This is a genomic window from Infirmifilum lucidum, from assembly GCF_014876775.1.
Classification (GTDB): Archaea; Thermoproteota; Thermoprotei; order Thermofilales; family Thermofilaceae; genus Thermofilum; species Thermofilum lucidum.
Window position 1 is genome coordinate 1,507,552 of record NZ_CP062310.1, and the last position, 24,711, is coordinate 1,532,262.

At 61.6% G+C, this 24,711-nt stretch carries 33 protein-coding genes and 1 CRISPR repeat array (1 of these 34 only partly in view); of the genes, 16 read left to right on the forward strand and 17 right to left on the reverse strand.

The genetic code is table 11. The features are described from left to right. Positions 1–151: 151 nt before the first annotated feature. From IG193_RS08510 to IG193_RS08520, 3 genes are read left to right on the forward strand one after another with little or no spacing between them, the layout of a single operon-like run. Entirely contained in the window at positions 152–1,009 is an 858-nt protein-coding gene (locus IG193_RS08510; RefSeq protein ID WP_192818747.1) for a hypothetical protein, read from the forward strand. 48 nt (positions 1,010–1,057) lie between these two features. Next, entirely contained in the window at positions 1,058–2,020 is a 963-nt protein-coding gene (locus IG193_RS08515) for an NAD(P)-dependent oxidoreductase (RefSeq protein WP_192819783.1), read from the forward strand. Next, the gene (locus IG193_RS08520) at positions 2,017–3,051 is read left to right on the forward strand and encodes a pyridoxal-phosphate-dependent aminotransferase family protein (protein WP_192818748.1); all 1,035 of its coding nucleotides are present in this window, start codon (positions 2,017–2,019) and stop codon (positions 3,049–3,051) included. The genes IG193_RS08515 and IG193_RS08520 overlap by 4 nt, the downstream gene beginning before the upstream one ends. Positions 3,052–3,081: 30 nt before the next feature. Here IG193_RS08520 and IG193_RS08525 read toward each other — a convergent pair whose 3' ends face one another. After that, complete coding sequence (locus IG193_RS08525) at positions 3,082–4,623, reverse strand: APC family permease (RefSeq protein WP_192818749.1); 1,542 nt, start codon at positions 4,621–4,623, stop codon at positions 3,082–3,084. Positions 4,624–4,862: 239 nt separating this feature from the next. Between IG193_RS08525 and IG193_RS08530 the strand changes: the two genes are divergently transcribed. The 3 genes from IG193_RS08530 (at position 4,863) to IG193_RS08540 (ending at position 7,325) form a co-directional block, all read left to right on the forward strand. Continuing rightward, entirely contained in the window at positions 4,863–5,390 is a 528-nt protein-coding gene (locus IG193_RS08530) for a hypothetical protein (protein ID WP_192818750.1), read from the forward strand. Between the two features lie 77 nt (positions 5,391–5,467). Continuing rightward, on the forward strand, positions 5,468–6,994 hold the full coding sequence (locus tag IG193_RS08535) for an SLC13 family permease (RefSeq protein WP_192818751.1): 1,527 nt from the start codon (positions 5,468–5,470) through the stop codon (positions 6,992–6,994). A 79-nt stretch (positions 6,995–7,073) separates the two neighbouring features. Next, the gene (locus tag IG193_RS08540) at positions 7,074–7,325 is read left to right on the forward strand and encodes a hypothetical protein (protein ID WP_192818752.1); all 252 of its coding nucleotides are present in this window, start codon (positions 7,074–7,076) and stop codon (positions 7,323–7,325) included. Positions 7,326–7,623: 298 nt separating this feature from the next. Here IG193_RS08540 and IG193_RS08545 read toward each other — a convergent pair whose 3' ends face one another. From IG193_RS08545 to IG193_RS08570, 6 genes are all read right to left on the reverse strand, one after another. Beyond that, a complete protein-coding gene (locus tag IG193_RS08545) occupies positions 7,624–8,238 on the reverse strand; it encodes a hypothetical protein (RefSeq protein ID WP_192818753.1) in 615 nt (204 codons plus the stop codon). A gap of 86 nt (positions 8,239–8,324) precedes the next feature. Further along, complete coding sequence (locus tag IG193_RS08550; RefSeq protein ID WP_192818754.1) at positions 8,325–9,557, reverse strand: ATP-binding protein; 1,233 nt, start codon at positions 9,555–9,557, stop codon at positions 8,325–8,327. 120 nt (positions 9,558–9,677) lie between these two features. Beyond that, the gene (locus IG193_RS08555; protein ID WP_192818755.1) at positions 9,678–10,367 is read right to left on the reverse strand and encodes an HhH-GPD family protein; all 690 of its coding nucleotides are present in this window, start codon (positions 10,365–10,367) and stop codon (positions 9,678–9,680) included. 51 nt (positions 10,368–10,418) lie between these two features. Continuing rightward, positions 10,419–11,558, reverse strand: coding sequence for a pyridoxal-phosphate dependent enzyme (locus tag IG193_RS08560; protein ID WP_192818756.1), 1,140 nt, complete (start codon positions 11,556–11,558; stop codon positions 10,419–10,421). A gap of 32 nt (positions 11,559–11,590) precedes the next feature. Beyond that, a complete protein-coding gene (locus IG193_RS08565; protein ID WP_192818757.1) occupies positions 11,591–11,788 on the reverse strand; it encodes a hypothetical protein in 198 nt (65 codons plus the stop codon). After that, positions 11,746–12,519, reverse strand: a complete 774-nt coding sequence (locus IG193_RS08570) for a coiled-coil domain-containing protein (RefSeq protein WP_192818758.1) — start codon at positions 12,517–12,519, stop codon at positions 11,746–11,748. The genes IG193_RS08565 and IG193_RS08570 overlap by 43 nt, the downstream gene beginning before the upstream one ends. Positions 12,520–12,640: 121 nt before the next feature. Here IG193_RS08570 and IG193_RS08575 point away from each other — a divergent pair, with 121 nt between their 5' ends. Further along, a complete protein-coding gene (locus tag IG193_RS08575) occupies positions 12,641–12,991 on the forward strand; it encodes a hypothetical protein (RefSeq protein WP_192818759.1) in 351 nt (116 codons plus the stop codon). Positions 12,992–13,235: 244 nt separating this feature from the next. On the opposite strand, the gene IG193_RS08580 is transcribed toward IG193_RS08575, so the two are convergent. Further along, entirely contained in the window at positions 13,236–13,874 is a 639-nt protein-coding gene (locus IG193_RS08580; protein ID WP_192818760.1) for a PD-(D/E)XK nuclease family protein, read from the reverse strand. Positions 13,875–14,053: 179 nt separating this feature from the next. On the opposite strand from IG193_RS08580, the gene IG193_RS09260 reads away from it, so the two are divergent. The 3 genes from IG193_RS09260 (at position 14,054) to IG193_RS08590 (ending at position 15,527) form a co-directional block, all read left to right on the forward strand. Beyond that, positions 14,054–14,182 carry a PIN domain-containing protein gene (locus IG193_RS09260; RefSeq protein WP_263971705.1) on the forward strand — a complete coding sequence of 43 codons (129 nt, stop codon included), beginning with the start codon at positions 14,054–14,056 and terminating at the stop codon, positions 14,180–14,182. 191 nt (positions 14,183–14,373) lie between these two features. Continuing rightward, a complete protein-coding gene (locus IG193_RS08585) occupies positions 14,374–15,186 on the forward strand; it encodes a class I SAM-dependent methyltransferase (protein WP_192818761.1) in 813 nt (270 codons plus the stop codon). 86 nt (positions 15,187–15,272) lie between these two features. Next, positions 15,273–15,527 (forward strand): hypothetical protein, encoded by a 255-nt coding sequence (locus tag IG193_RS08590; protein WP_192818762.1) that lies wholly within the window; start codon positions 15,273–15,275, stop codon positions 15,525–15,527. A 211-nt stretch (positions 15,528–15,738) separates the two neighbouring features. Here the strand turns inward: IG193_RS08590 and IG193_RS08595 are convergent, their stop codons facing one another. Together IG193_RS08595 and IG193_RS08600 are read right to left on the reverse strand one after the other, a co-directional pair. Then, positions 15,739–16,635, reverse strand: a complete 897-nt coding sequence (locus IG193_RS08595; RefSeq protein ID WP_192818763.1) for a coenzyme F420-0:L-glutamate ligase — start codon at positions 16,633–16,635, stop codon at positions 15,739–15,741. Between the two features lie 81 nt (positions 16,636–16,716). Next, positions 16,717–17,154: a hypothetical protein gene (locus tag IG193_RS08600; RefSeq protein WP_192818764.1), complete on the reverse strand. Its 438-nt coding sequence runs from the start codon at positions 17,152–17,154 to the stop codon at positions 16,717–16,719. Between the two features lie 95 nt (positions 17,155–17,249). Here IG193_RS08600 and IG193_RS08605 point away from each other — a divergent pair, with 95 nt between their 5' ends. From IG193_RS08605 to IG193_RS08620, 4 genes are all read left to right on the forward strand, one after another. Next, the gene (locus tag IG193_RS08605; RefSeq protein WP_192818765.1) at positions 17,250–17,405 is read left to right on the forward strand and encodes a ribbon-helix-helix protein, CopG family; all 156 of its coding nucleotides are present in this window, start codon (positions 17,250–17,252) and stop codon (positions 17,403–17,405) included. A gap of 55 nt (positions 17,406–17,460) precedes the next feature. After that, positions 17,461–17,682, forward strand: coding sequence for a hypothetical protein (locus tag IG193_RS08610; protein WP_192818766.1), 222 nt, complete (start codon positions 17,461–17,463; stop codon positions 17,680–17,682). A 4-nt stretch (positions 17,683–17,686) separates the two neighbouring features. Further along, complete coding sequence (locus IG193_RS08615) at positions 17,687–17,983, forward strand: hypothetical protein (protein WP_192818767.1); 297 nt, start codon at positions 17,687–17,689, stop codon at positions 17,981–17,983. Positions 17,984–18,333: 350 nt separating this feature from the next. Beyond that, positions 18,334–18,666, forward strand: a complete 333-nt coding sequence (locus IG193_RS08620; protein ID WP_192818768.1) for a hypothetical protein — start codon at positions 18,334–18,336, stop codon at positions 18,664–18,666. A 114-nt stretch (positions 18,667–18,780) separates the two neighbouring features. Here IG193_RS08620 and IG193_RS08625 read toward each other — a convergent pair whose 3' ends face one another. The 3 genes from IG193_RS08625 to IG193_RS08635 are packed head-to-tail and all read right to left on the reverse strand — an operon-like array spanning position 18,781 to position 19,729. Next, a complete protein-coding gene (locus IG193_RS08625; protein WP_192818769.1) occupies positions 18,781–18,945 on the reverse strand; it encodes a hypothetical protein in 165 nt (54 codons plus the stop codon). Between the two features lie 15 nt (positions 18,946–18,960). Continuing rightward, the gene (locus IG193_RS08630; RefSeq protein ID WP_192818770.1) at positions 18,961–19,476 is read right to left on the reverse strand and encodes a hypothetical protein; all 516 of its coding nucleotides are present in this window, start codon (positions 19,474–19,476) and stop codon (positions 18,961–18,963) included. Positions 19,477–19,519: 43 nt separating this feature from the next. Then, complete coding sequence (locus IG193_RS08635; RefSeq protein ID WP_192818771.1) at positions 19,520–19,729, reverse strand: hypothetical protein; 210 nt, start codon at positions 19,727–19,729, stop codon at positions 19,520–19,522. A 207-nt stretch (positions 19,730–19,936) separates the two neighbouring features. Between IG193_RS08635 and IG193_RS08640 the strand changes: the two genes are divergently transcribed. Both IG193_RS08640 and IG193_RS08645 read left to right on the forward strand, forming a co-directional pair. Next, positions 19,937–20,083, forward strand: a complete 147-nt coding sequence (locus IG193_RS08640; RefSeq protein ID WP_192818772.1) for a DUF5679 domain-containing protein — start codon at positions 19,937–19,939, stop codon at positions 20,081–20,083. A 130-nt stretch (positions 20,084–20,213) separates the two neighbouring features. Beyond that, positions 20,214–20,669: a hypothetical protein gene (locus IG193_RS08645; protein ID WP_192818773.1), complete on the forward strand. Its 456-nt coding sequence runs from the start codon at positions 20,214–20,216 to the stop codon at positions 20,667–20,669. Between the two features lie 363 nt (positions 20,670–21,032). On the opposite strand, the gene IG193_RS08650 is transcribed toward IG193_RS08645, so the two are convergent. From IG193_RS08650 to IG193_RS08665, 4 genes are all read right to left on the reverse strand, one after another. After that, on the reverse strand, positions 21,033–21,275 hold the full coding sequence (locus tag IG193_RS08650; protein ID WP_192818774.1) for a hypothetical protein: 243 nt from the start codon (positions 21,273–21,275) through the stop codon (positions 21,033–21,035). 187 nt (positions 21,276–21,462) lie between these two features. Continuing rightward, entirely contained in the window at positions 21,463–21,603 is a 141-nt protein-coding gene (locus IG193_RS08655) for a hypothetical protein (protein WP_192818775.1), read from the reverse strand. Between the two features lie 97 nt (positions 21,604–21,700). Continuing rightward, a complete protein-coding gene (locus IG193_RS08660; RefSeq protein WP_192818776.1) occupies positions 21,701–22,474 on the reverse strand; it encodes a putative CRISPR-associated protein in 774 nt (257 codons plus the stop codon). 12 nt (positions 22,475–22,486) lie between these two features. Then, positions 22,487–23,830 (reverse strand): TM1812 family CRISPR-associated protein, encoded by a 1,344-nt coding sequence (locus IG193_RS08665; RefSeq protein ID WP_192818777.1) that lies wholly within the window; start codon positions 23,828–23,830, stop codon positions 22,487–22,489. 320 nt (positions 23,831–24,150) lie between these two features. Continuing rightward, a CRISPR array of direct repeats spans positions 24,151–24,711; the repeat unit is 25 nt; unit sequence GAAGAAGTCAAGAGACAATAGAAAG (it continues 2,419 nt past the right edge of the window).

The window sequence follows — 24,711 nt, forward strand, 5'->3', positions numbered from 1 at the left end:
AACCCTAGTAATCGTGCACGCCTCCACGCTCAGGAGAATAGTTCCGGCGCTACAGGCCAACAGGAGTAGCCTCCAGCCCTACTAGCAGCTAGTGCCTTCAACCCCGTACCTTGACGGAGAAGTGTTAAAAGAGTTAAACACGTTTAGCGCAATGTTCTTACCTGGACAGGCTCTCTCCTTTCCCGTGGCGCAGAGGATCCCAAGATCCCTAAGGTTTTCGGTCTTGGTAGTCTGCTCAGTGCTCTACGCCCTAGGGGCGTACGCAACAGGCTGGATCGTCTCCCCCTGGGGCCGCGGGCAGTTCCGGCCAGCTGTAGCTATACCCGCAGCCTTCGCCCTAATAGACCCCCTAGCCGCCTCGGCGGGGGCCGCCCTGGGAACCCTCATCGCCGACTCGTGGAAGCACGGCACGCTATACCTGCCCAGCCTCCTGGCAGCCGTCCCGGGCAACTTCATAGGCTTCTACGTCTTCGGCCTCTTGCTGAAGAGGAGGAGCACGTGGAGCGGCTTCATCCTGGCATCCCTAGTTGCAATGGCCCTCGGGAACTTCATAGTAGCCTTCCTCTACGTCCCCGTAATCGTGCTACTCGGGATAATCCCGCCCCTACCCCCCGAGCCGCTCCTACTCCTCGCGACGGGGCTCTGGGTGTGGTTCTTCGCGACCGAGTACCCCTTCCTGCTGGTATTCATCCCGCCAGTCGCCAAGGCCCTGGCCGCCTCCCTCCCATCGATCACCTACTTCAAGCCAGGCCCCCTCACGCTCGAGGAGGGCAAGAGGCTCGCCACCATACAGTTCCTCGCGGCTCTACTGCTAGCCGTAGCCTCAATAGCTGTGCTCTTCACGCCGGCAGGCCAGAGCCTGGCGAGGGGCCTCTCGGTCAGGCTAGGTGCTACAGCCTCGCTGAACGCCCTGGCCGTGACTGGAGCCCTGCTCTTCGCCTCCGCGGCGATCCTGTCCGCCTCGGGCACAGCCTCTTACATGCTCGCTACTAGGAGGAGGCTCTCGTAGAGCCTACCAGCCCTGAAAATGTTTCATTGTAGAGGCAGAAAAGCTTAAATAGAATTTCTTAAAAAGAGGGAGACGTGGTGCCTCGCCTTTGTCAGTAGAGTACTTGTAGCGGACAGTGTCCCCGAGAGCTTCTTGCAGAGGCTGAGCTCCCTGGGCTTCAGTGTCGACTACAGGCCGGGCGTGTCCAGGGAGGCTCTGGTCGAGATGCTGGACGGCTACGAGGTTCTCGTGTTCAGGAGCAGGTTACGGGTAAACCGCGAGCTAATAGACTCTGCAACGAGCCTTAGAGTCCTCGCGCGGTACGGGGTCGGCCTGGACAACGTCGACGTGGACTACGCCGTCAGCAGGGGTATAGCCGTTGTGAACGCACCATGCTCTTCTGCCGTCAGCGTTGCTGAGCTGACACTAGGCCTCCTACTAATGCTCTTCAGAAACCTCTACCAGCACGTAGACTCGGTCAAGAAGGGCTACTGGAGCAAAGGGGCTTTCGTGGGCCGCGAGCTACACGGGAAAACGCTCGGCGTCGTTGGCTTTGGGAGAATCGGCAGGCTCGTTGCGAGGTACGCCGCCTCCCTGAACATGAGAGTCCTCGTGGCAGACGTGAGGGACGTCTCCCGGGAAGCCAGCGAAGTGGGGGCGGAGCAGGTCGGCCTCGAGGAGTTGCTGTCCTCGTCGCACGCAGTCACGCTCCACGTCCCGCTGACCCCGAAGACGCACCGCATGATCAGCTGGAGGGAGTTCTCGATAATGAGGGAGGGGGCCTTCCTGGTCAACACGAGCAGGGGGGAGGTCGTGGACTCCGAGGCCCTTCTCGCGAACCTGGACAGGCTGGGCGGCGTGGCACTAGACGTCCTGGAGGAGGAGCCCCCGAGGAGCGAGCGATTACTCAGGATTATAGCGCACCCGAAGGTCATCGTAACGCCCCACATAGGCGCCGAGACTCTGGAGGCCCAGGAGAGGATAGGCGAGGAGCTCGCCGTGGCCATAAGGGAGGCGGTGGAGAGGCTATGAAGCTCCTGACGCCCGGGCCCGTACAGGTTCCTAGGCGGGTGCTGGAGGCATTAGCCAGACAGCCCCTGTTCCACAGGAGCGAGGAGTTCAGGAGAGTATTCGGGGAGGTTCTCGAGAACCTCTCAAAGCTCTACCCGGGCAGCGAGCCAGTAGTCATCCCCGGGACGGGCACCCTAGCCGTGGATGCCATGGTGTACAACTACGTCGAGCCCGGCGACAAAGTCCTGGCCGTCGTAAACGGGGTCTTCGGGGAGAGGCTCGTCGAGGCCCTGGGGAGCAGGGGGGCAGAGGTGCTCGTCCTCGAGTCGAGGCCCGGAGAGTCAGTCCCGTACGAGGCCGTCGAGGAGGAGGCCCTGAGGGTACGCGGCTTGAAGGCCATAGCCGTAGTACACAACGAGACCAGTACTGGCGTCGCTGTAAGGTGCCTAGACAAGCTCAGAGACCTGGCCCACGGCCTGGGGGCCCTCCTGCTCGTGGACAGCGTTTCGGGCTTCCCGGCAGAGCCAATACCCCCGGGCATAGACGTCATCGCCACGGCGTCACACAAGGCCATGCTCGCTACACCCGGCGCGTCCATCCTATACGTCTCGGCGAAGCCCAGGAGCAGTAAGGGCGTACCTCCGAGCATGAGGCTGGACAAATTCATCGAGAGCAGGGCTGCCTCCGAGACCCCCTACACGCCGCCCATAAACACCCTCTACGCGCTCAGAGCCTCCACCGAGTACATACTCGAGATGGGAGTCACGAGATACCAGGAGCTACACGCCGAGAGGGCCAAGGCGGTATACTCCCTTGTCAGGGCTAAGCCCCTCGTGAAGGACGTGGCCGCGCGCAGCCGCACAGTGGCAGCGTTCGAGCTTGCCAGGGCACGGGAGGCCATAGGGGAGCTAGCCTCGAACGGCTACGCGGTGGCCGGGGGGATGGGCGCCCTCAGGGACAGGGTGGTTAGAGTGGGGCTGATGGGGGAGATAGAGCGGCAAGACCTCGAAGCCGTGGCTAGAGTCCTGAACAAGTACGCCGGCACGGCCTGACGGCATTAAACGAGAAATATCTTTAGTTTTCTAGGCCGTTTTCCTCGAACTCTTCACTGCCGAGTAGTAGCCTATGGCGTAGAACGCCGAAGCCACGGCCACTAGGGCTAGCGCGTCTAGGGGCGTTGCGAGGATCCCGAGGGGCTCTATGGGCAGGAAGTTGTTGTACGTGAATGTCTTGTCCCCCAGTAGCGAGAAGAGAGGCACCAAGGCTATGTACGCTGGGAGCCACAGCGCCTCTCTAGCCCGGCCCTCCGGCTTCGAGTAGGCCAGGTACACTGGTACTCCCAGGAGCATCAACAGTGACCCCGTGAGCGTCCACGGCCAGCAAGCCCAGTACATGTACAGGGTTGCGAACACGAAGCCCACCCACCCTAGGAGTAGGGGGGCTGGCGCGGCGAAGGGCCTGTTCCTGTCCAGCATGGTCTTCCGCGAGACGGGCAGGGACAGCGAGCCCGTGGCGTAAGCGAGGAAGGAGGCCATCATTGAGAGGAGGACGACGTTCGGGAAGGATGGGACGGCGAGCATCACCAGCCCAGTCAGCGCGGACGAGAAGACGATGGCGTTGGCGGGCGTCCCGTACTTCCCGTGGATCTCGGCGAGCCTGCCCCAGAGCCTGGACTCCCGGGCGAGCGCGAAGGCGACCCTGCCCTGGAGCAGAACCCAGGCCGAGAAACACCCAAGCGTGCTGAGAGAGGCCCCGATGAACGCTAGGTGCGCTACGGGCTCGAGGCCCAGAGCCCCGGCCAAGTCTGCCAGCGGTGACGAGAGGTTCGCCAGAGACCCCCAGTCCCCCTCTTTGAGGCCGAGGCGCGCCCAGTCTATGCTACCTACAAACGACGTGAAGACGAGCACGTAGACGAGCGTCACGAGGAGCACTGTCAAGAGTAGGCCCCTTAGGATGTTTCTGTCAGGGTCTCTAACTTCCTCCCCCACGAGGGTCACAGACTCTACGCCAGCGTACATCCAGAACCCGAAGGCTATGGCCAGCGCCACCCCCTGGAGGCCGAAGGGGGCTACCGGCGTGAAGTTCTGGGGCTTGAAGGAGGAGAGGAGGGCTAGGGCGACTGCGGCCAGGGCGAGGATCTTAGCCACTGTCAGGGCGAGGCTCACGCCCGCGCCAACCCTAACCCCCCTAACGTTAGCGTACGTGACGACGGCCAGTATGGCCAGGGCTACCGCCACGCCGTGCGGCGTCAGCGTGAGCCCTGATGCGAGCCAGGGGATGTAGAACGACAAGTAGAGCACGAAGGCGTAGACTATAGCCGCTGTGCCCACGACGCACGAGATGTAGTAGCCCCACCCGGTGATAAAGCCCGCAAAGTCCCCCAGAACCTCCCGCGGGAAATAATATATCCCTCCAGCTCTCGGGAGCATTGAGCCGAGCTCGGCATAAATTAGGCCCAGGACGAGGGTGAGGAAGCCCATGAGCAGCACTGCCAGCACCGCTGAAGGCCCGGCGACAGACGCTAGTAGGCCCGGCGTCGAGAAGATCCCGGAGCCTATAATGCTCCCCATGCTGACCCCCGAGAGTAGCAGTAGGCCCAGTACCCGTCTAAGCTGGTTGCTCATCGGAGAGCTCCCGTAAGCCCGCGTCTTTTCAAGTTTTCTACTCCATGCCCAGAAGTAATTGGCCCGGGAATAGGCCACAGAGGGCAAACGCCCCCTAGACATGCACACCAAGCATGCTAAATGCGCTCCTGGTTACAGCCTTTCCCCCACCTCGCCTGGGGCTTGTATACTTATACCTAAGTTTAGCTGTAGCTAAGCCTACATTTAAAAATAAATACGCAGTTCGATATAAGGCATGTATGGGCGTCCCGCTGAAGTCCCCAGCGTTCAGGCTGTCGCTCGCCACGACAATGGGAGTCTCGGCGTTTCTCTCAAAGGTTCTGCTGCCAACGCCCTATGACAAGCTCGCAATCGTCCTCCACGCGTACCTGCTGGCGCTGAGCTCGTTCATACTCGGGGGCCTGGGAGCCACCTATACTGGGCTAATCATAGGCATCCTCGTGTCTTGGTGGAGGTCGGCATTCTTCCCGTTGAGCCTCGCGATGGACGTCTTCTACGGGCTTACAGTAGACCTGTTCCTCAAGGCGCTGAGGGCTAGGGAGAGGGGAGCGGCTAGGCAGGCGGCGCTAGCTGTAGCCGCTGGCTCGGCTGTGACAGGACTGCTCTCGATGACCGTAGCCGTGGCCGCCGGCTTCATGAGGATGAACCCAGTCCTCTACGCCCTGATTCCAGCCGCTGGCTCGGCTGAAGGGGCTGTTGCAGGCTACCTGGCGTCAGTAACCTGGGACAAGTACCTGTCGAGGAGCCTGCGGTCATACGGCGGGTGAGGGCAGCGGCAGGCCTGGAGGCTGTCCCCGACTGCGGAGAGTAAAAAAATATTATTTTCCGGTGCGTACTGCCTGCGATGAGTAAAAGGGTCAGCGGGAAGACGTTGGGCCTCGCTCTAGGGCCTCTGTTCCTGGTAGCCCTGCTCCTGTCTCCGCCCCTGCCGGGAGCGCTGGAGGCCGCTCAGAGAGCCAGGCTGCCGTCCTACACTCATGTCCACTTCTCGCTCGGAGTTCTACTGTGGACTGCGACTTGGTGGGTCAGCGAGTGTGTGCCTCTGGGGCTGGCGGGGCTAGTGCCCGTCATTGCTTTCTCCATGGCCGGCATACTGGCGTGGAAGGAGGCTCTAGTCTCATTCATGGATCCCACGATATGGATCTTCATGGGCGGTTTCACTATCGCCCAGGCCTTTAAAGTGTGGGGGCTCGACAGGCGCATTGCTGTTAGAGTGGGATCTCTGTACAGGGGCAGTAGGCCAGAGCTCCTCGCCTTCTTCGCCGCAGCACTGCCGACATTCATCCTCACGATAAGCGGGTCCATAACAGCCGCGACGTCCATAGTCTTCCCGATAGTCCTCGCGCTCCTACGCTCGATGGGCTTCAAGCCCGGGAGCAGGTACGCTGAGGCGACAATGCTCGCCCTCGGGCAGGCCGCCACAGCCGGGGCAATGCTCTTCCTAGTCAGCACCCCACCGAACCTGATAGCGAAGAAAGTCATCGAGGACGCAGTCCCGGGCTTCAACCTCACCTTCATAGACTGGCTAGTAGTCGGCACCCCCCACGCGCTCATAGGGCTCGTGCTGACGTGGGCCGTAGTCTTCGCCCTGGTGAAGCCGGAGGTCGTGGGCACCTCGGAGGCCCGCAGGCAACTGCTACGGGAGGCGGAGAGCCTCCCGTCAATGAGCAGGGGCGAGAAGATGGTTCTGGCAGTCTTCGCCATGACTCTCATACTGTGGATAGCGCCCGGGCTCGCGGCGATACTCGCCGCCGGAAACCCCCAGCTCGAGCCCCTCGCCGCCAACATGCGTAAACTGCTCCCCGAAGCCGCGCCCGCAGTACTGGCCATCCTGCTGCTCGGCCTCTTAAGGGCCTCCGGCAGGCCCCTGCTGACTTGGAAGGACATAGAAGAGGGGATTGACTGGAACGTCGTCTTCCTGTTCGGAGGCGGGATCGCGCTCAGCAAGGGCCTCGAGAAGGGGGGCTTCGCCCACTGGGTGTCGCAGGTGGCCTCGGCCGCCCTGGGGGCAAAGCCTACAGAGTGGCAGCTAATAGCGGTAAGCGCCCTTATGGGCTTCGCGATAACCTATCCGGCCTCCAACACTGCGTCCGCTCTGATCTCCGCGCCGATCGCAGCCACGATAGCCAGAGCACTCGGGTACAACCCTGTCCCTGCCGTCATAGCCACGGCACTGGCCTGCTCTATCTCGAGCGCTCTGCCGAGCACCACGCCGCCCATGGCCATGATATACGGGAGCGGGATGGTCTCCATGAAGAACATGTTCAAAGTAGGGATGGTCGCGGACACGCTGAGGCTAGTCCTCCTAATACTCCTAACACCATACCTCGCGAACACGCTCCTGGCAATCAAGGGCTACAAGGCCCCGTGAGCGCGGGGCCCAGGGCGGGAGTTGCAGGCAAAGGCGAAAAAAGTTATACTAGCCCAGCGCCATATTACACGATGTAGCCTTGAGCGTTAGGGAGTACGTGCTCGAAGTTGACGTCGCCCAGGCCATCGCGGACGCTGTATCTGAAGAGCTCTCGAAGAGGCTCGGGAAGCGCGTACTCCTAGTCGAGCCCAGACTCGAGGGGTTCAGGCGGAGACTTTCCTTCAATGTAGTCGACGAGAACGACACGGTAGTGGGGACAGCGAGAGTAGAAGTCAAGGGTAGCAGGGCTAAAGCGGCTCTAAGGCTCTCAGCCCCCTCTACCACGTCTTGACCGCGGTGTTCACCTCTCGCCGGGAACTCACGGCCCGTAACCGCACCATTCCGCACTGGACACTGTCCCAAGCTCGCCTGTAAGGAGTCGCTCATCAAGGCCCCACCTCGGCGCTCGAGACCAGCGAGCCGCGGGCGGCGCGTCTGCGGACTGTAGCAGTGCGCTGCGCAGCGCGGGCCTCGAGAGCCCAGAACAGGGTAGCAGCCCGCCCGCGCCTGAGGGCCTCGGGGGAGGGGAGAAAAATGCCGGGCGCGCCCCGCACGCCAGTAGCCATGGCCTGTGCGTGTTTTCCGGGGGCCTAACCCCGGGCTCCGGGCCCAGAGACCGCTTTCCTACTGGCCGAGACTATCCGGAACTCCACGCACTTGAAGGCCACGTCTAGGCCGCACGATCTGTTGCACTTGAACTCCCTCCACTCCAGCCCCACGTAAGTGTTCCTGTACCTGAACCAGTACGCGCCCCAGCCGCTACCCTCGGCCGCGACGTCGGTGTTCAGCCCCCACGCCTTCATGAGGGCGAAGGCCCAGTAGTCGCCCGCGAACCACGGCCCGTCCAGGCAGGCCTTCCAGGTGGAGTAGTTCAGGAAGCTCCTCCACTTCTTGAGGCCTACAAAGCTCAGCACAGCCTCTACCGCGCCATTCCCCGGGAGGAAGTAGGGGGCCAAGACGGCTAGCCTCCCGCCGGCCAGGGGGTAGGCCCACCTGAAGCCGCTCATGTAGGCCTCTAGGTAGCGCTCGAGCACCTCGAGCTGCCTGTCCGAGAGCTTGAGCTCCAGCAGGTCTACGTAGGGCCTCCTGCGGCGCAGCATCCAGAGGTAAACCCTGCGGAGCAGCGCGGCGTGCCTCCTGGGCACCCGGATCCTTCCGGGCTCCGTGGCCGACCGCCAGATCGAGGGGAAACCCCAGGGCTCCACGCCAGGAAGATTCCTGCAGGGCATTTAAACCTACGTTTTACAGCGGCTGAATCGGTGCGCAACGCGGGCGCGTGGGGCTGGACAGTCTACCTGTGCTGGCCCGTGTGCCACCCGCCCTCCGGGCCGGTGCGCGCCCTCTCCTTGGCCATTTGGACGAGATCCTCCACGCTCCAGACCTCGAGCCCGCTACTGGTAGCGTGCACGGCCTCCGGGACTACGAGTATCCTCCTGGGGGCGTGTAGCCTGCCCAGCCTTTCCTCAGCCCTCCTGACCTCTGAAGGCGTTAGGCTGCGCCTCCACTTGACCTCTGCGGCGATCTCGATCCTCTTGAACGAGACCAGGGCCACGTCTACCTCGGGCTCCAGCACTTTGACGGGCTTCAGCCCGAAGTACTCGGCCATAAACCTCTCGACGAACCTCTCGACGAGCAGCGGCATCCTCTCCATCACGACCCTCTCCACGAAGCCCCACGGCGCCGGGTAGTCCCTCAAGCCGTACCTCGCGTCCAGGTAGTACGCGATGTCGGTCAGCGGGGACGCGTGCCTGTAGAAGCTACCCCTCTCCCGGCCCCATATCTCGACCCTCTCCAGGAGGCCCATCTTGACCATTGCGTCGACGTACTTCGTTATGTGGGAGGTCGAGGCCTTCTCTATGAGCCCCTTGCCGTGCAGGTACGAGGCTATCTCGGAGAGCCTAGTGGCGCCCCCAGCCACGGCCTCCAGTATGGCGTCGAACCGCCTGCTGTACGAGGCGTCCTCCTCGTCCAGGATCTCGCCCACAAGCGACCTCGCGAAGGCGGAGCCCGACACCACGCACTCCTCCAGGCTCCTGCCCACGAGGACTGGCTCTTGCCAGAACACGAGCCTCTCCACGAGCTCCCTGCCCCCGAGGCCCCAGTCGGCGGCGAGCAGCTCGAGAGGCGAGAGCAGGTCGACCCTGCGCAGCGAGAAGAGGCCCTTAAGGGGGGCCTCGGGGCCCCCGACGAACCTCTTGTAGAAGTGGAGCGTGGAGGTTATGAGGACTACGTCCCCGCCGCACGAGCCCGCCTGCACCGCATCGAAGAACCTCGCGTCAGCCCTGTGGAACTCGTCCACGACGACGCGGTTCCCGCACATCCTCAGGAACGCGCCCAGGCTGAACTCCTCGCCCGTCTCGGGGTCCATGAACAGCCCGCCCCTCCTCACGATGAAGTACTTATAGTCCGGCAGGACGAGCCTCGCGTAGAAAGTCTTCCCGGTCTTCCTCCTACCGTACAGCAGCCTGCGCCCCCCGCTACGCAGGAACGCCTCGAGCGAGGGCCTCCTGACAATAATACCCATAGTATGATACCAATAGTATCATACCATGGGTATTATTTAAACGTATTGGCTGCCTGCTGGAAAGCCGCGCCAACTGGGCGAGTACCCCGCGCGCCTTGGACAGGGGTGCAGCTCCTGGGCTCAGGTGCCCGGGGCGCTCGCGGAAGCTTTCCCGGCGCCTTGTCTGGAGCCGCATAGAAGCCCTACTGGGCACTTCCGGCAGCGGGGCGACCTGGCGGTGCAGACCTTCCTCGCGAGGTCGAGGAGGCCGAGGTTGAAGGCGAGCGCCCTCCCGGGATCCCGGGGCACGAGCCTCTCGGCGAAGGCCAGGAACTCCGGGTCGCGGTAGGGCCTCGCCCCGGAGGGCTTCACGCCGAAGACTCTCCCGAGGACTCTCACAGCGTTCCCGTCGAGCAGGGGGACAGGCTCCCCGCACGCCACGAGGAGGACGACGGAGGCCACGTAGTCCCCCACGCCAGGCAGCCCCTCGAGCCCCTCCCTGTTGCATGGCACGCTACCCCCGTACTCCGCTACCACGCGCTCGGCCAGCATCTTCAGGAGCCTGGCCCTCCTGTGCTCCATGCCGAGGGGCCTCAGGAGCCCCTCGAGCTCTCCCTCGCTAGCGCGGAGGAGGCTCCGGGGGTCGGGGAACCTCGAGGCGATCTCGCCGTAGACCTTGAGGACCTGCCTCGCAGTCGTCCTCACGAGGAGGAGCGCGGCTAGCAGGACTTGCCACGCGTCGCGGGAGCCCCTCCAGGGGAGCCACGAGTCCCCGTGCCCGGCGTACCACCCGATCACGGCCTCGACGAACTCCTCCTCCTTGCCCGCCACGGCTACAGCGAGGCGCGCCGGCCAGTTATAAGCCTTACCCCGGGGCCACGCCTACTCCGGTAGCCCAGCCGGATCCCCGCAGAGCTCGTAGGTCTTGACCTTCCTGCCCGCGCCCCTGACCACGTACTTGGCGCAGACAAGCCCCCGCCCCTCGAGGGTCTTCAGCGCCTTGTACACGCCCCTCATGCTGTACCCGTCCAGGAGCCTCCACAGCTCGTAGGCCGTGAGGCCCCCGCGCCTCCCGAGCAGCTCGAGTATCTCCGAGCCCAGCCTGCCCACGCCCCTACGCCGCCCCGCACGCCTCTCCCCGATCGTTATGACCGCGACGCTCCTACCCAGGCCCTTCGCGACGGCGTAGGCGGCAGCCGATATGGCCTTCGTCCGGATGCCCAGGTTGTCCAGCCTGAAGAGCGACTTCACGACCTCAGCCGGCTCCACAGCCTCGACCCTAACTAGCCCCCTGCAGTGGTCGAGCAGCCATGGCCTGCTCTGGCCCTCCACGAGGGCCCCGACCACAGTGTAGCCGGGGTCAACGCCGAACTCCGCCAGCTCTCTCAGGGCCTTGCACAGGGAGAAGGCGAGCACCCCCCTCTCGACCGGCACGACGACGTACTCGGCTTTAACCCCTCTCTCGTATATCTCGAGCAGTATGGTCTTCAGCCCCTCGAAGGTGAGCGGGTTAGCGTAGGGCACGTCTGGCCCGGCAGCCCCGCCGAACTCCACGCCGACGCCTAGCCTGTGGATCTTCACGAGCTCCTCCGCGTCAGCCCCCAGAGCGTCGCTAACCACGACGCTGACTTCAGCGAGCCCCCTGGCATAGTACGACACCGAGTACGCGTAGTCCTCGACGTACTCAACCCTAACACGCCCGCCCCACCCAGAAGACGCCAAGTAGCTCGCGAGGAGGCTGGCAGCCCTATCGGAGTAGGCGCCCGTCGGGTTCTTCCTCTCGTTCTTGACCACCACCCCGTCCACGACCCTCAGGGGGGTTAAACCCTCCCCCATGGAGACCACCCTGGAGAAGCTGGGCAGAAGCCCCCTGTACCTCCACAGGCTCGCCTCCCCTCTCTCCACCCTCAGGGACGGCTCGCCGTACTCCAGCACGGTCACGCCACCGCAGGCCGCACACCTGAGGTGGATCCCCTCCCCTCTCCAGCCGCACTCCAGGCACCTAGAAGCGACAGCGCCCAAGGCCCACCCCCCATACCGGGAAGCCTGACATGCTACATGTCGCTACTGCTCCAGCGGGCCCCCACCCTGTCCGGGGCTGTCTGCGTGCCTCCAGAGACCCCTCTTGGAGCTGAGCACGCCATCCCGGGCTCGTCCATCCCCCGCCTCGCCGTCGACCTTTCTATTGTCTCTTGGCTTCTGGGCGGGGCTAGACTTCGTGTATCTTCCTTTGGGTCAGGTCTCCGCTCCACTTCAGCACCCATATCCCGCGCTCCTCAGCCAGCCTCAGCGCCTCCGGGGTAGCGTAGTCGGCGTAGATGACTTTGATCAGCTTTCTTCTCAGCAGCTCCGGCCTCTTAGCCCTCACCAGCTCCACCTTGCGCTCCAGCTCCTCCACGAGGCCCACCCCCAGCCTTACTGTCGCCTCGCCAAGGACGCAGAGATCGCCCGAAGCACCGTAGATGTCCAGCTCCTCGCCGTCCACGAACACTCTGCTCAGCTCGACCCTCACCCCGAGCTCCTTCTCCAGCCTGTAGCCCACCACCTCTAGAGCCTCCTCCTCGACAGAGAGAGTCAACCTCTCAAGAGTAGTAGCAATCCTGCTCTGGCCCTCCCTGAGCGCTCTAACCTCCTCCCACAGTCTGCCCTGGCCCTCCCTGAGCGCTCTAACCTCCTCCCACAGTCTGCCCTGGCTCTCTCTCAAGCTCTTGACCTCTTCCCAAAGTCTCTCCTGGCCCTCTCTCAAACTTTTAACCTCCTCCCACAGCCTGTTCGCATTCTCCCACAACTTGTTCTGGTTCTCCCACAGCTTCTTCTGGTCCTCTCGCAGGAGCTTTATTTCCCCCAGTATCGCGTTGAACTTCTCGTCGTGCTCGCGGAGCCTCCTCAAGATCTCGTCGTAGCCCAGGTAGGAGGCAACAGCCAGCCTGAACTTCTCGTCCTTCTTCAACAGCTCCAGGAACTGCTCCTCCAGCGACCCCATTCCACACTCCTAGACGGGAGAAACCCAATTAAAGCTTTCGTACCCCCCAGAGACCCTCACGGGTCACGGCCCAAAACTCTACTACCAGAAACTATAAATAACCGCGTTACTAAACGCGCACGTGCCCCAGGCGGAAGCGAGGAAGCTAGATTACGTGTCCTTCGGCCTGGCAACGGGGTTGTCCCAAGTGATTATTTTGACGATAATCTTCGCAATAATATTTCTCATTGCACTTCTACTAGCACCATTTCATGCGTATTACAGAATAGGAGTACTTGGCCTAATCGGCGGCCTCTCCATGATAGTAGTATACCTAGCACTAGTCTTCGTACTAGGCTTCATAGGCGGAATGATCCACGCGGCAGTCTACAACTCCATAGTCTCCAACTGGGTAAAGATAAAGGTGGAAGTAGAAGAACAACGAGGAGTAGAGGAGCAGCAAGCCCCCTCCACCACTGAACCCAGCTCCTGAACACGCGCCACCCCCCGCAGAAAAACCCTCCAACGACTCAGGCCTACCACTCTAGCCGCCAGGAAACCCAGGGAGACACTCCACGCGCGCACCAACCCGTGGAGCAAACCTGGAACCACCACCGATTACGAGACAACCACTACAAGGCAGGTCTTCAGCACTCCACCCCGCCAGGCAGGGAGGCCCCGCAGCCCACGGCGGCGCCACGGGGGTTCGTGCCCCTTCCCCAACGGCCGCAGAGCTCTTAGACCCTGGTGTATATCTCCACGCCGTGCCTCCTCGCCGCCTCGAGGGCGGGACCCTCTGCATACGGCGTCACCATTACCAGCCTGTCAGGCTTGCGGCCCGTGGCCTCCTCGTAGAAGCGCGCCTTCCTGGCGAAGAGCACCACGTCCGAGGGCCTCACGTGGGACGAGACCTCGACTAGCACGACCCTGGCGTCGGAGATAGCCACGTCTACCTCGACGACAGACGGGTACCCGTACACCACCCCCCTCTCGTCGTAGGCCGTCCACCGCTCGACCCTCGCCCCCAGCTCTTTCTCCAGGATCCCCCTCAGCCCCTCCCTGAACGCCTCCTCGGCCACAAGCCCCCACCTCGCCCCGAGGGCGTCCAGGCGCCTGTTCACCAGCTGGAAGCCCAGCATCATGTCTTCTCTTAGCTTGTTCATATCCTCCCTTAGCTTGTTCATGTCTTCCCTGAGCCTGTTCATGTCCTCTACAAGCCTGTTCATGTCCTCCCTGAGCTTCACGAGCTCCTCCTCGTGCCTGTCCATCCGTTTCAGTATCTCCTCCAGGCCGATCAGCCCCGCGACGGCGTACCTGAACTCCTCGTCCTCCCTGAGCAGCCTCAACACCTCCCTCTTGATGTCCACGCCCCCCACTCCGCCCCCGCGGTATACTACGCGAAATCAGTATTTAAACCCTCAAGAACCCCGGGAAGGCACGGGCCAGCAGTGAGACTCCTCGACGAGTCCAAGACCGCACTCTTGCCGGGAGTTGTTCTGTTAGAGTACACCTGGGTAATGCTGGAGAAAGCTAAAGCTCCCCCTGACTTCTTGGCATGGGGAAAATCTCCGAGTACTACTCCGACCCGAGGATACAGTTCTACTGTGAAACAGAAGACGTAAAACCCGCTCTCTTGATCATGAAGAAAGAGGAGGCACCTCCAAGCACTTTTAACGACTACTAGCCACTGCAAGAAGTGACAGAGCCGAGGTTTTAACGTTCGACGACGGGCCCAGAGAAACCCCCAGGAAGTACGCAGTGAAGTAGCTCTCCAGCGGCCCCCTTAGAGACTTCTACCCCCCTCTAATCAAGAAGGTTTTTATTAGTCAATCAGCCGAGAGTAGACGGACGAGCACGTTAAGGGCTTGGTACGGCATGGGCCGAAAACGAGAAGGGGAAAAGCTTGGAGATTGGACGATAGAGCTCTTCGTCGAGAACGCTGAGCTCTACCTCCGCTCATTGGAGAAGCGCGTCCCGCAAGCGCCGGTGGAGGTTAAGGCCCTACTAGAGCGGTTAAGCGAACAGGGGTTTGAGGTTAGGAGGGTTCTCGACCTCAACTGTGGTATCGGCAGGCACTCTATAGAGCTGGCGAGACGTGGAATCGAGGTCTTGGGGACAGACATCTCACCACTATACATCAAAATTGCAAGGGAGAGAGCCCGGAGCGAAAACGTCCACGACAAGGCACGGTTTCTGGTGGCTGACATGCGTGAAATCGCCCGCACACTCTCTAGAGAAGAAGCATTCGACGGCATCATAAACCTCTTCACATCTTTCGGGTACTACGACGACGAAACAAACGATGATATTTTACGCCAGTGCAGAAGGCTCGTACGCGAAGGGGGGTTCTTCGCGCTAGAAACTGCCAACAAGGACTGGATCGTTAAGAACTTCCTCGAACAGAGCTTCCACTGGGAGGACGACCTACTCCTCCTTGAAGAAAGGGAGTTCGACCCCTACACTTCCAGAATACACAATACCTGGACCTACCTACAACGGGTAGACGAGAAAACCTACACCCTTAAGGGGCGGATCAAGTTCGACCATAGAGTATGGAGCCTCAACGAACTCATAGAAATGTTTAGGAGGACAGGGTGGAGCTTCAAGGCCGCCTACCCCGGGCTCAACGAAGAGAAAAACACCCCACTGACAGCAGCAAGGAGACTACTAATCATAGCCCAGAGATAAAAAAACCCATAACATCCCAGCCCCAACCAAATACGCATCAGTGGGGCTAAATTTTATAAATCTCGGTTAAATTTTATAAATACAGTATGCCAAGGTCATGGGATTTGTGGTTTGGGATATTTGTGGTATCCACTCTCCTGGCATTGACGATCAGCTTCCTAGGCCTCGCCTCGGACGACCCCACCCTAAGCAAAATCTTCTCCTACATCGGGTACGCGCTCCTGATCATAATCGCAATAGCCGCAGGCGTGCTACTTGTGCTAGGAATGACGTCGGAGGACGAAGGACGCCGGCCCTCTGAGCTCCAAAGCTCAGAGGACGAAACCCGACGTCATTATTAGCACGCCGCCCCACTGTCCTATCCGCGCCGCCCTACACGACGAAAACAGTAAGAATTAAGCCGACAACAAACCTGATCAGACCCATCGACCTATATGGGAGATGCATGCACAGCACAAGGTTGTTAAAGAAGTACAGCGCCACATTGTATACTTATAAACTTAACACCTCAGGCTTCTCGAGCGGCGTGCCTAAAGCGAGCGCGTAGGGTGCTCAGCACGATCGGGCCAGCTGAGCCCCTGGGGCGGGGTCGGCGGGAGAGCCCAGCCCTTTGCTGGCCCTCCTGAATAGGAGTAAGAGCCTCAGAAGGAGGAGCACGGCCTTCAGCCTCACGTACTCGAGTAGGATCATGAAGATAGCCCCCCTCATAGCCCCCTCGGGGTACAGGACGTCCCTGACGCCCCTCTCACTCCTCTCATACCTGAGGCCTCTTATTATCACTACCGGAACAGCCTCGTCTGTCTGGCCGAAGAGGAGGTTAGCGGCGGCCGCCACGAGGTCGGTCAAGTCGTCCAGCCCGCCGAACTTGGGCTTCCCGTAGAGATCCCTGGCCCCGAAGTTCCTCGAGACAGGCTGGATCCCCGAGGAGCCTATCGCCACGTCTACAGTGCCGAACTTGTCCAGCTTCCACTCGGTATCCGCTATCACGACGGCCACGTCCTTGCCCGTGAGCTCCCTCACCCTCGCCCTTATCCTCCTGGCCGACAAGTCGGGATCCTCCGGCGGGAGGGTGCAGTACCCCTCCGTGGAGTTGGAGAAGTCCAGGCCCGCATCGCTCAGCACCATCCCCCTCACCCTAGTCATGAATATGTACGGATCCTTCCTCAACAGCTCCAGAGCCGCCCCCTCGTCCCTGGCGTACTCCCTGAACAGGTACCCGTACCTCTCGGCGAGCCCCCTCACCGGGATCACGAAGCTTATCCCCTCGGAGGCCCTGAGTATCAGCTTCACGGCCCTGGGATCCTTCCCGTACACCCTGGAGAGGAACCTGGCGGCGAGGGAGGGCTTCACGCCTTCCAGCCTGTAAACCCTGCCCTCGGCCTTCGACACCATCTCGGAAGTCAGCACTATGATCCCGGCCCCCCTCTTTCCCTCTTTTCTAGCGTACATGCCTACCGGAGTAGAGGGCCATGGGCGGGCTACTCGCTAGGCCCCCTCCTCGGCATGCTTGCGTGTCCGCCGTGCCCAGTATTAAGGGTTTCTGACCCTTATCTTGATGGCCCTGGCCTTTGCTATCGCCTCGAGGATTTTCCTCGCCTCCTCGTCCTTCACGGCCGGTATCGCGTCCATTATCGCCGCCCGCAGCTTGTCGTCTACCTCGACGGTGAGCGCCCTGAGCCTCGAGACGTACTCCAGCCAGAGCGGGTCTGCCTTGTGGAGGTGCCACTTGTGCTTCACGCCGCCCCCGCCGTGGACGAGGTAGATGTGCTTGCCCAGGAACATGGCGAAGCTGGTGGCGGCCGCGCCGCACTTGGGGCACGTCAGCGCCACCCTGTCGGCGTCCGCGCCCCTGTACACGCCCTCTAGCCTCCAGGCCCCTGTCTCCTGGTCGTAGACGTATTTCTCTAGTACGTACTCGCCGCCCTCCTTCCTCAGCTCGAACCTCCAGCCCCTCTTCCTCCTGGCCATATGTCAAGTATCCACGGGGTGATATTTTACTCTATTGTCTTGGAAGAAAGAGATATATACCAGTCTGGAAAATAAATCCACGCGGGGTGGTGGGGTTGAGGAAGTACACGAGGGCACTGGCGACAGTCGTAACGGAGGAGCTGTACGCGAAGGTGGACGAGCTGGCGGCCAGGCTCGGCATCACGAAGTCTGACTTCGTGCGGATGGCGGTGCAGGAGAAGGTCGCCAGGGAGGAGGGGAAGGCGCAGTGAGCACGCCGCGCTGGTTCGCCGATGCCCTGTCGAGGCTCAGCTCCGAGGCTTGAGGATGGAGGGCGAGCTACGTGTCCTCGCCTCGGTGGCCCTCAGGGAGCTGCTCCAGGAGTGCAGGTACGGGGGCAGGATAGTCGTCCCGGTGGTGTTCAAGGCTAACAAGTACGTCACGCCGGTCACGCTCGCCAGGTACGCCACGAAGGCCCTGTACAATATGGTGCTCGGAACCGAGGCGGCTATAGGCATGGACTACGTGCTCTACTTCTCGGAGGTGTAAGGACGTGGACGTCGTGGTAAAGCCCCTCAACCTCGGGCCGAGGCCTCACGCGACGTTCAGGGTGTCGGCCGGCGGCAGGGCGTACACGCTGTACTGGAGCATGCGGAGGGTGACCTACAGGGTCAAGGCGCACTACGTCGTGGTGGAGGAGGAGGGGACGGGGAAGAGGTACAGGCTGGTCGTCGTCGAGGCGCTGAGGAAGCTGGACGTGGTGTACTTCGCCGGGGACGGCGCCCCGCCGGCGGGGGACGAGGTGGGGAGGGTCTCAGCGGTGGTGCTGAACGCCCTGAGGGGCGGGTGAAGGGGGAGAAAAAAATATTTTATTTGTTTTTCCTCTACGCTACCCCGCTTTTATCTTGATGGCCCTGGCCTTTGCTATCGCCTCGAGGATTTTCCTCGCCTCCTCGTCCTTCACGGCCGGTATCGCGTCCATTATCGCCGCCCGCAGCTTGTCGTCTACCTCGACGGTGAGCGCCCTGAGCCTCGAGAGCGCATCAGGTATGCCGCGAACCTCTTCGTGTTCCTGGTCTCCGTCCTGACCTCGTACGTCATGGCGGTGAACTCCCAGACGGCCCTCCTCGGGTTACTGGGTATCGCGGCGGCGCTCTATATCTCCAAAACCTTAAAAAGGGGAGGTGCTGGGCGTGGGCCGTGTCGCTGTTCATGTTTATCTTCACCGCCTCGTTTGCAATCATGTATGCTTTCGTCGTCGACCCGCTCTACGCCCTGCTCGCAGTAGGGCCTGCCGTCGGGATTGCCTTTCTCTTAGACCGCGAGTCCCGGGCCTTCTGCGGGGTAATACTCGATTCTGGCGAGAGTGTCGTCTCCCCCCGCCACGCGGCGGGTAACACTGGGATACCACTTGGTTCTGGCGTGAGTGAAGCCTCGGCAGGGAGGGTTTGCCCTACTTGTGGCCTGCCAGCAACATACATCAACAGCCTAAACAAGTTCTACTGCTTCAACTGCAAAAAATACGTTGAGTAGGCTCATAAGGGCGGGTATGTGTAAGGAGAATGCTTGATCTATAGCACGGGCGGGCGAAAAAAGGGAGAAGGAGAAATATTAAAAAGGAAAAAAAGGATTTTTAGGGCGTGTACATCAGCGCCAGCTACTTGGCCTTGTCGGCGTCCTCCCGCGGGCCCTCGCGAGGACTTCGTGCTCGGTCGAGCCGCAGTTGGGGCAGGGGGTGTTGCCCGCGTATATGTTGCGGCACGCCCTGCACTGCCGCACCTCGACCTCGTAGTACGCGTCCTTCCTCCCCACGCCGGCCACCCACGCCTAGACCACGAAGAGTTCTACGTCGTGGCGGCCCCTGAAGATGCCCGCCACTGCCTCCTTCACCTCCTCCGGCACCACGAGCGCCACGCCGGCTACCACGCCCCTGCCGTTGGTCAGCCTGGCGAACCCCCTCTTCAACCTGTCGAGCAGGCCCTTAGTCTTCTCTACGTCTATGGCGGGCATGCGGAATATGGTGAACACCTTCGGCGCGGCGCCCCTCTCTTCCAGCGCGTCGGGGGCGGGCACGCCGTCCACGGCGGGCAACGAGATCAGCCCCGGCGCGCCGCTTACCCCGAGGTAGTACCTGTCCCCGTCTGTCCAGATGCCGTCCCTGTGCGGGATGACTGTGCCGTCGGCGACCTCCGGCAGCACGACAAACTTGTCGCCGCGCGCCAGCCCGGCGACCATCTCCTGCTCGAGCGCCCTCCTGATGGCCTCGGCCACCTCCACGTCAGACGTCACGACAACGACGTACCTGCCGTCCCCCTTGAGGACTCTCTCGACAACCGTTTTCATCTCCCCACCAATATAATATATATCCAATGGGGTCTAACAAATGTTACTGGCGCTGCGCGTCCACTGGCCTTACGTGCTTCCTCGCGGTGCCCCTCTCCTGGAGCCTCCCGCGTATCGGGTCTTCCTGCACTCCGAGCCCCCTGGCTGCCTCCGACACCGACATGCATACCTCGAGGTAGTTGACGGCCTTGTTCATGTTCACGTGCCTCCTCGGCCCGCCGACGTGCCTGCCCTCCACCTTGGCCCGTAGCATGGCCTGCCTGGTTTTCCCGGATATCAAGTCCCGGCTCCCTTTCCGCGACCCACGCGAAGACCGCCAGGACGGGCTTCCCGGGCGATGAGTCGAGGCTACTCAGGAAGGCCCCCTTCGGGCTGACGGGTATAACCGGGCCCCCGAGGGCCCGTGCACGTGTCACGGATAATATACGCCTGCCGCGCCCCTACATGCGTGGTGACGCAGGTGTCACAGCCTAAGGTCACGACGTACTGCGTTAAATGCCGCAAGCATATGGAGGTGAAGAACCCGCAGCTCATGATACTCAAGAACGGCAGGCAGGCGTACAAGGGCGGGGTACGCGCTGTACTGGAGCGGTGTCCTACAGGGTGAAGGCCCTGTCCTCTGACTGTAGCACCTTAACGAATTGCTCGGTCATATACGTCTCTAATACCGGGGTTGTATTTTAACCTATTGCCGTGGAGCAAAGCTTCAAATACCGCTCACGCCATAATCAACCACGATGCAGGGAGAGGGGCAGCCGAGGCCCCGGCTCAGCAGGGGCAGGAAGAGCTGGAAGCGTGTCCTCAAGAAGGACGGCGGCGAGTACGTACTGGAGAAGTACGTCTTCGACCACTACAAGAGGGTGTGGAGGCTCGTCGGCACGGTGAGGGGCGAGGACGCGATACTAAACGAGATCAGGTGCCCCAGGTGCGGCGCCCTGCCCACCACGTACAGCCTCGGCGGCGGAAGAGCGATAATCCTCAAACACTTCGACAAGGGGGAGAAGCACTCGTGGGAGGTCAACTACGGCCCCGACCCCGTCTGGCTCGAGTTCGTCCGCTACAAGCTCGGGGCACACAGGCTAGACGGCGAGGCGAAGGCCGCGCTCGCCGCAGCCCTCGAGAAGGCCGGCCACCAAGGCGCGGCCGCGCTCGTGAAGGGCGCCGAGAAAGTCACCGTGAAGCTGATCCCCTGAAAAACCTCTTTTTCCCCTGTATTTTGTTCACGTTTACGAAATATTCCGAGAGGAGAAAACGTAAACGTTTACAAAATGCTCACCCCGCACCAGGGTCGGGGCACCGCCATGCGCTTACATAAACGTTATCCTAATTACCCTGCCACGCGGCTATGCTTACATACCGCACAAGAACAAGCTCGGGAAGGCCGCGTCATCACCGTGAGAGTCCCCCAGGAGCTACAGGGGGCCTCCGAGGGACGAAAGGGCGGATCTGGAGCCGTCGAGGAAGGATCCGTACATATTCACGTATAGGGCGGGCCCCCTGACACTAGACTCGGCGGTGGAGAGAACGGGTTCAATGTATGGGGGTTAAAAGTTGAACTAGGGCGGCCCTGCCGGCCCCTTCTCCTCGCACTTCCTCTTCCTCGCGAGGCCCACCATGATGGAGGCGTAGAGGTGGAGCTTCCAGGCCTCGTAGTACTGCCCGTACTCCTCTACGGCTTTTCCCGCCAGGTTCCTCAGCTCGTACGCCCCGTCGAGTGTTAGCTCGTCCTTCTCCAGGAGCGCCTCCAGCCTCTCGACCTCCTCCCCCGTGAAGGGGTTCGCCACGGCCAGCTCCACCACCCTGCGGGCCCCCCTTGACTAGATCCCCGGCCTTCTCGTCCAGCACCCCCTCCGACACCAAGTACTCGACGAAGGACTCCCGGTAGCCGGAGAAAGCCCTCCCAAGCCTAACTACCCTGCCCTCGACGCCCCCTATCCTCTGGCCAAGCCCCGCCTCCACCTCATTCATCCTCTGGTTCAGCCCCGCCTACAGAGAGCCCACCCTCTTCTCGAGGGCTCCCACCCTCATCTCCAGCCTCGCAAGCCTCCTCCCCAGCCAGTAGGCGAACCCGGCCAGCGACCCAGCGACAGAGGCCGTGGAGCTGAGCAGCAAGAGCACGGGCTCCATCACTCCTCTATCCCGCACAGGCTTATAAATCAGCTTTCACCCCCCACGTTCCACTAGCCCGCTCCCCCGCCCCCGAACGCCATGGACATGCCCCGCACTAGCGGAGCAGCCTCTCGACCCACTTCCTGACCCTGTACTCGCTGCCCTCCCTCTTGACGATCCCGTTCTCTTCGAAGGCCTGGAGGATTTGGGGAGGGAGCTCGTGTAGCCTTCTGGCGGCGTGCCTGTAGCCGGGGTCGAGGGTGAGGGGCAGTATCGGGAGCTCCACGTGGCCCCTCGTGTACTCGTGGACGTAGTAGGCCCTGTTCGCGCCTATGAGGGGGGCCAGCGCGTAGAGCGCGGAGCCCTCGGGCTTGAAGCCCCCCGTCAGGTTCAGGTACACCAGCAACCCCCTCTTCCTGGCCTCCTCCGCCAGCCCGGCCGCCTCGTCCAGCAGGTTGTACAGGCCCTCGTCGAAGTCGAGGCCCAGCTGGGGAACCCTGCGGATCTCGGCCTCCACGCCGCTGTCCCTCAGGTACTTCGCTATCACCGACGCGCAGAAGAACGCGACCCCAGAGTCCGTCGAGAGGAGCGCGGCCCCGGCTACGCTGCCCTCCTCCAGGTACGGCCTCATGGCGTTGAGTTCCGCGCTGGCCCTGTAGGGGTCAGACGCGAGGATCTGCAGCGCCGCCTCGAACTCCTCGGTGCCCTCCGAGGCCCTGCCCCCGGCCTCCGCGTCCTCCAGGGAGCGCACGGGCGCGCGGGCCCACTTGGCGAACTTCTCCAGGATCCTGTCGGGCACCAGGCCCCTGCCCATGCTCTCGGCGTTCCTCACGAGGCTCGTGCCCACCGTCACTATGTGGTACGCCCGCCTCCCCACGCGAACCACCACGGCGAGGCCCCCTTAATGCCTTTCGCCGCACTTGAAGCACGCGCAGGACATGTCTATCCCTAGGGCCTCCATGGTCTTGCACAGCGCCTCGCCGGGCCTGTACTTCACGTAGGCGCCGTCGCGGTCTCTCCCGAGCACGACCAACTCCTTGAGGAGGCCAGCGTGGGCGACGAAGTTCCTCTCGAGCTCCCCGCCCCTCTCCCAGGGCCTCTCGGGCTCCACGCCCATGAGCTCGTAGAGGGGCTTCTCCTCCCCGGGGGCGAGCCTCTCGGACAGCCTGTAGAGGTTGTTCAACTCGTTCTCCACTATCCTCCTAGGGGCGTCGCCCAGCGCCCCGTAGATCCCGGGGGCCCACTCCATCATGTCTTCCAGCCTGTTGCTCCCCACGCGCCTGCACGCCCAGTCCGCCAGCACCCACGCCATGACCCTGGCCGTAGACGCCCTCTCGTCGCCGCCCTCAAGCACGTTGCCGGCGACCCTCCTGCCAGCCACGAAGTCCCCGTACGCGTCCACCTCCTCCCTCCCACACTCGCAGAGGTAGTAGAGGGCGAGCGGCGCGTTGAGCACTAGCGCCCTGTACAAGCTCCTCAAAGTAGAGCCCCCTATCCTGCTCTCCTCCACGAAGCTCAAGTCCAGCTTCGACCTGTCCCCGTTCACCTTGTACGTCTCGACGACCTCGAACTCGCCCACGTCGCTTTTAACCGGAACAGCGTTGTAGACCCTCACCTTGGCCTTAAACAGGGGGGCCAGCAGCCTGAGGGCCTCGAAGACCAGCGGGACTACGAAGTTCAGCCCGTGCGTCACGTCCAGCACCACCTCCACCCCCTCCCCGCCCCCGCGCTCCCTCAGTACCCTGTAGAGCTCGCCCAGCAGGATCGCCAGGTAGACGTCCCTGTTAGACACGCGGTAAGCGTAGCCGTACCAGTTATCCGCTCTGGCGGGCAACACGACGACCCTCAGCGCCGCCCCGCCCAGGCCGCCGAGGGCCTCGCGCAGGAAGAACTCGTAGTACTCCTCGACGCCCCCGACCCAGTCCCGGTAGCCCCCGATGTTGCGGGGCGACACCTCGACCCTCACCCTCCTCTCGCCGCGCCCGGCCCCGCCGGTTGCACCCTCCTCTAACCTGGCCTCCACGTGGCCGAGGCACTCGCGGCCCACGAGCCCCTCAAGGTGCCGCGGCAGGGCGTGCCCGACCTCCCTCACCGACCTCAGCACGGACTCCAGCGCCACAACGACGTACGCCGACGCCCCCTTGAAGCACCCGAGCGAGAGGAAGCCCCTGAAGCTCTTCTCCCCGAACCTGTAGGTGGCCTCCCTGTAGCCCAGGACATCCCCGAGAGTGGCTACGACTATCATCACCAAGAAGCCTGCGGCAAGAGTATAAATCCTTTACCGGCGCGGGGAAAAACGCTAAAAGGCCCCCCGAAAGGCCTAAACACTATTTTCCACAGTGAAAAACCTACCGGCATTTATACTTTTCCCCGGGAAGCTTCCCCGAGAACACTCAGACACCACTTTATAAATCAATTTTCATTAAAGTTGTGAACACTTAAAATAGAGGGAGGGTTTGGTTTCACAACCACAGGAAGAAATTTGCTTATCAAGCCGCGTGCACAGAGGAAGAGAGCAGAGGCCACAAGAGAACCTTTAAATAACCCCACACCCACTACTCAACAGAAGAAGTCAAGAGACAATAGAAAGTGTAGAAATCGCAAGTGTTCTTTTATACTATCTGTTTTTGAAGAAGTCAAGAGACAATAGAAAGGTACTTGGAGCAGGCGATTATGCGGGCCTCCTCTGTGTGGGAAGAAGTCAAGAGACAATAGAAAGTTTCGGCCATCCCTACACCTCACCTCTTTTTTCTTTTTCAAGAAGAAGTCAAGAGACAATAGAAAGTGGATAATCGCGGCAAGGTAGCGTCTCTCGTTGTCTGTTAGGGAAGAAGTCAAGAGACAATAGAAAGCGTCCACACCGCGGCAGTCGTGTTCAAGCGCCACGCCGGAAGAAGTCAAGAGACAATAGAAAGCTGGGGGCTCCACCAGCACGTAGGCAGTGTCAGGGGCATGAAGAAGTCAAGAGACAATAGAAAGAGAACTTACGGAGAAGGAGAGGGAAGACTTACGAGAGTTCTTGAAGAAGTCAAGAGACAATAGAAAGTATTTAAGCCTTTTCCGGGCCTGCGGAGCCTTTATAAGAAGAAGTCAAGAGACAATAGAAAGGCATGTCCAGCGGCCGGA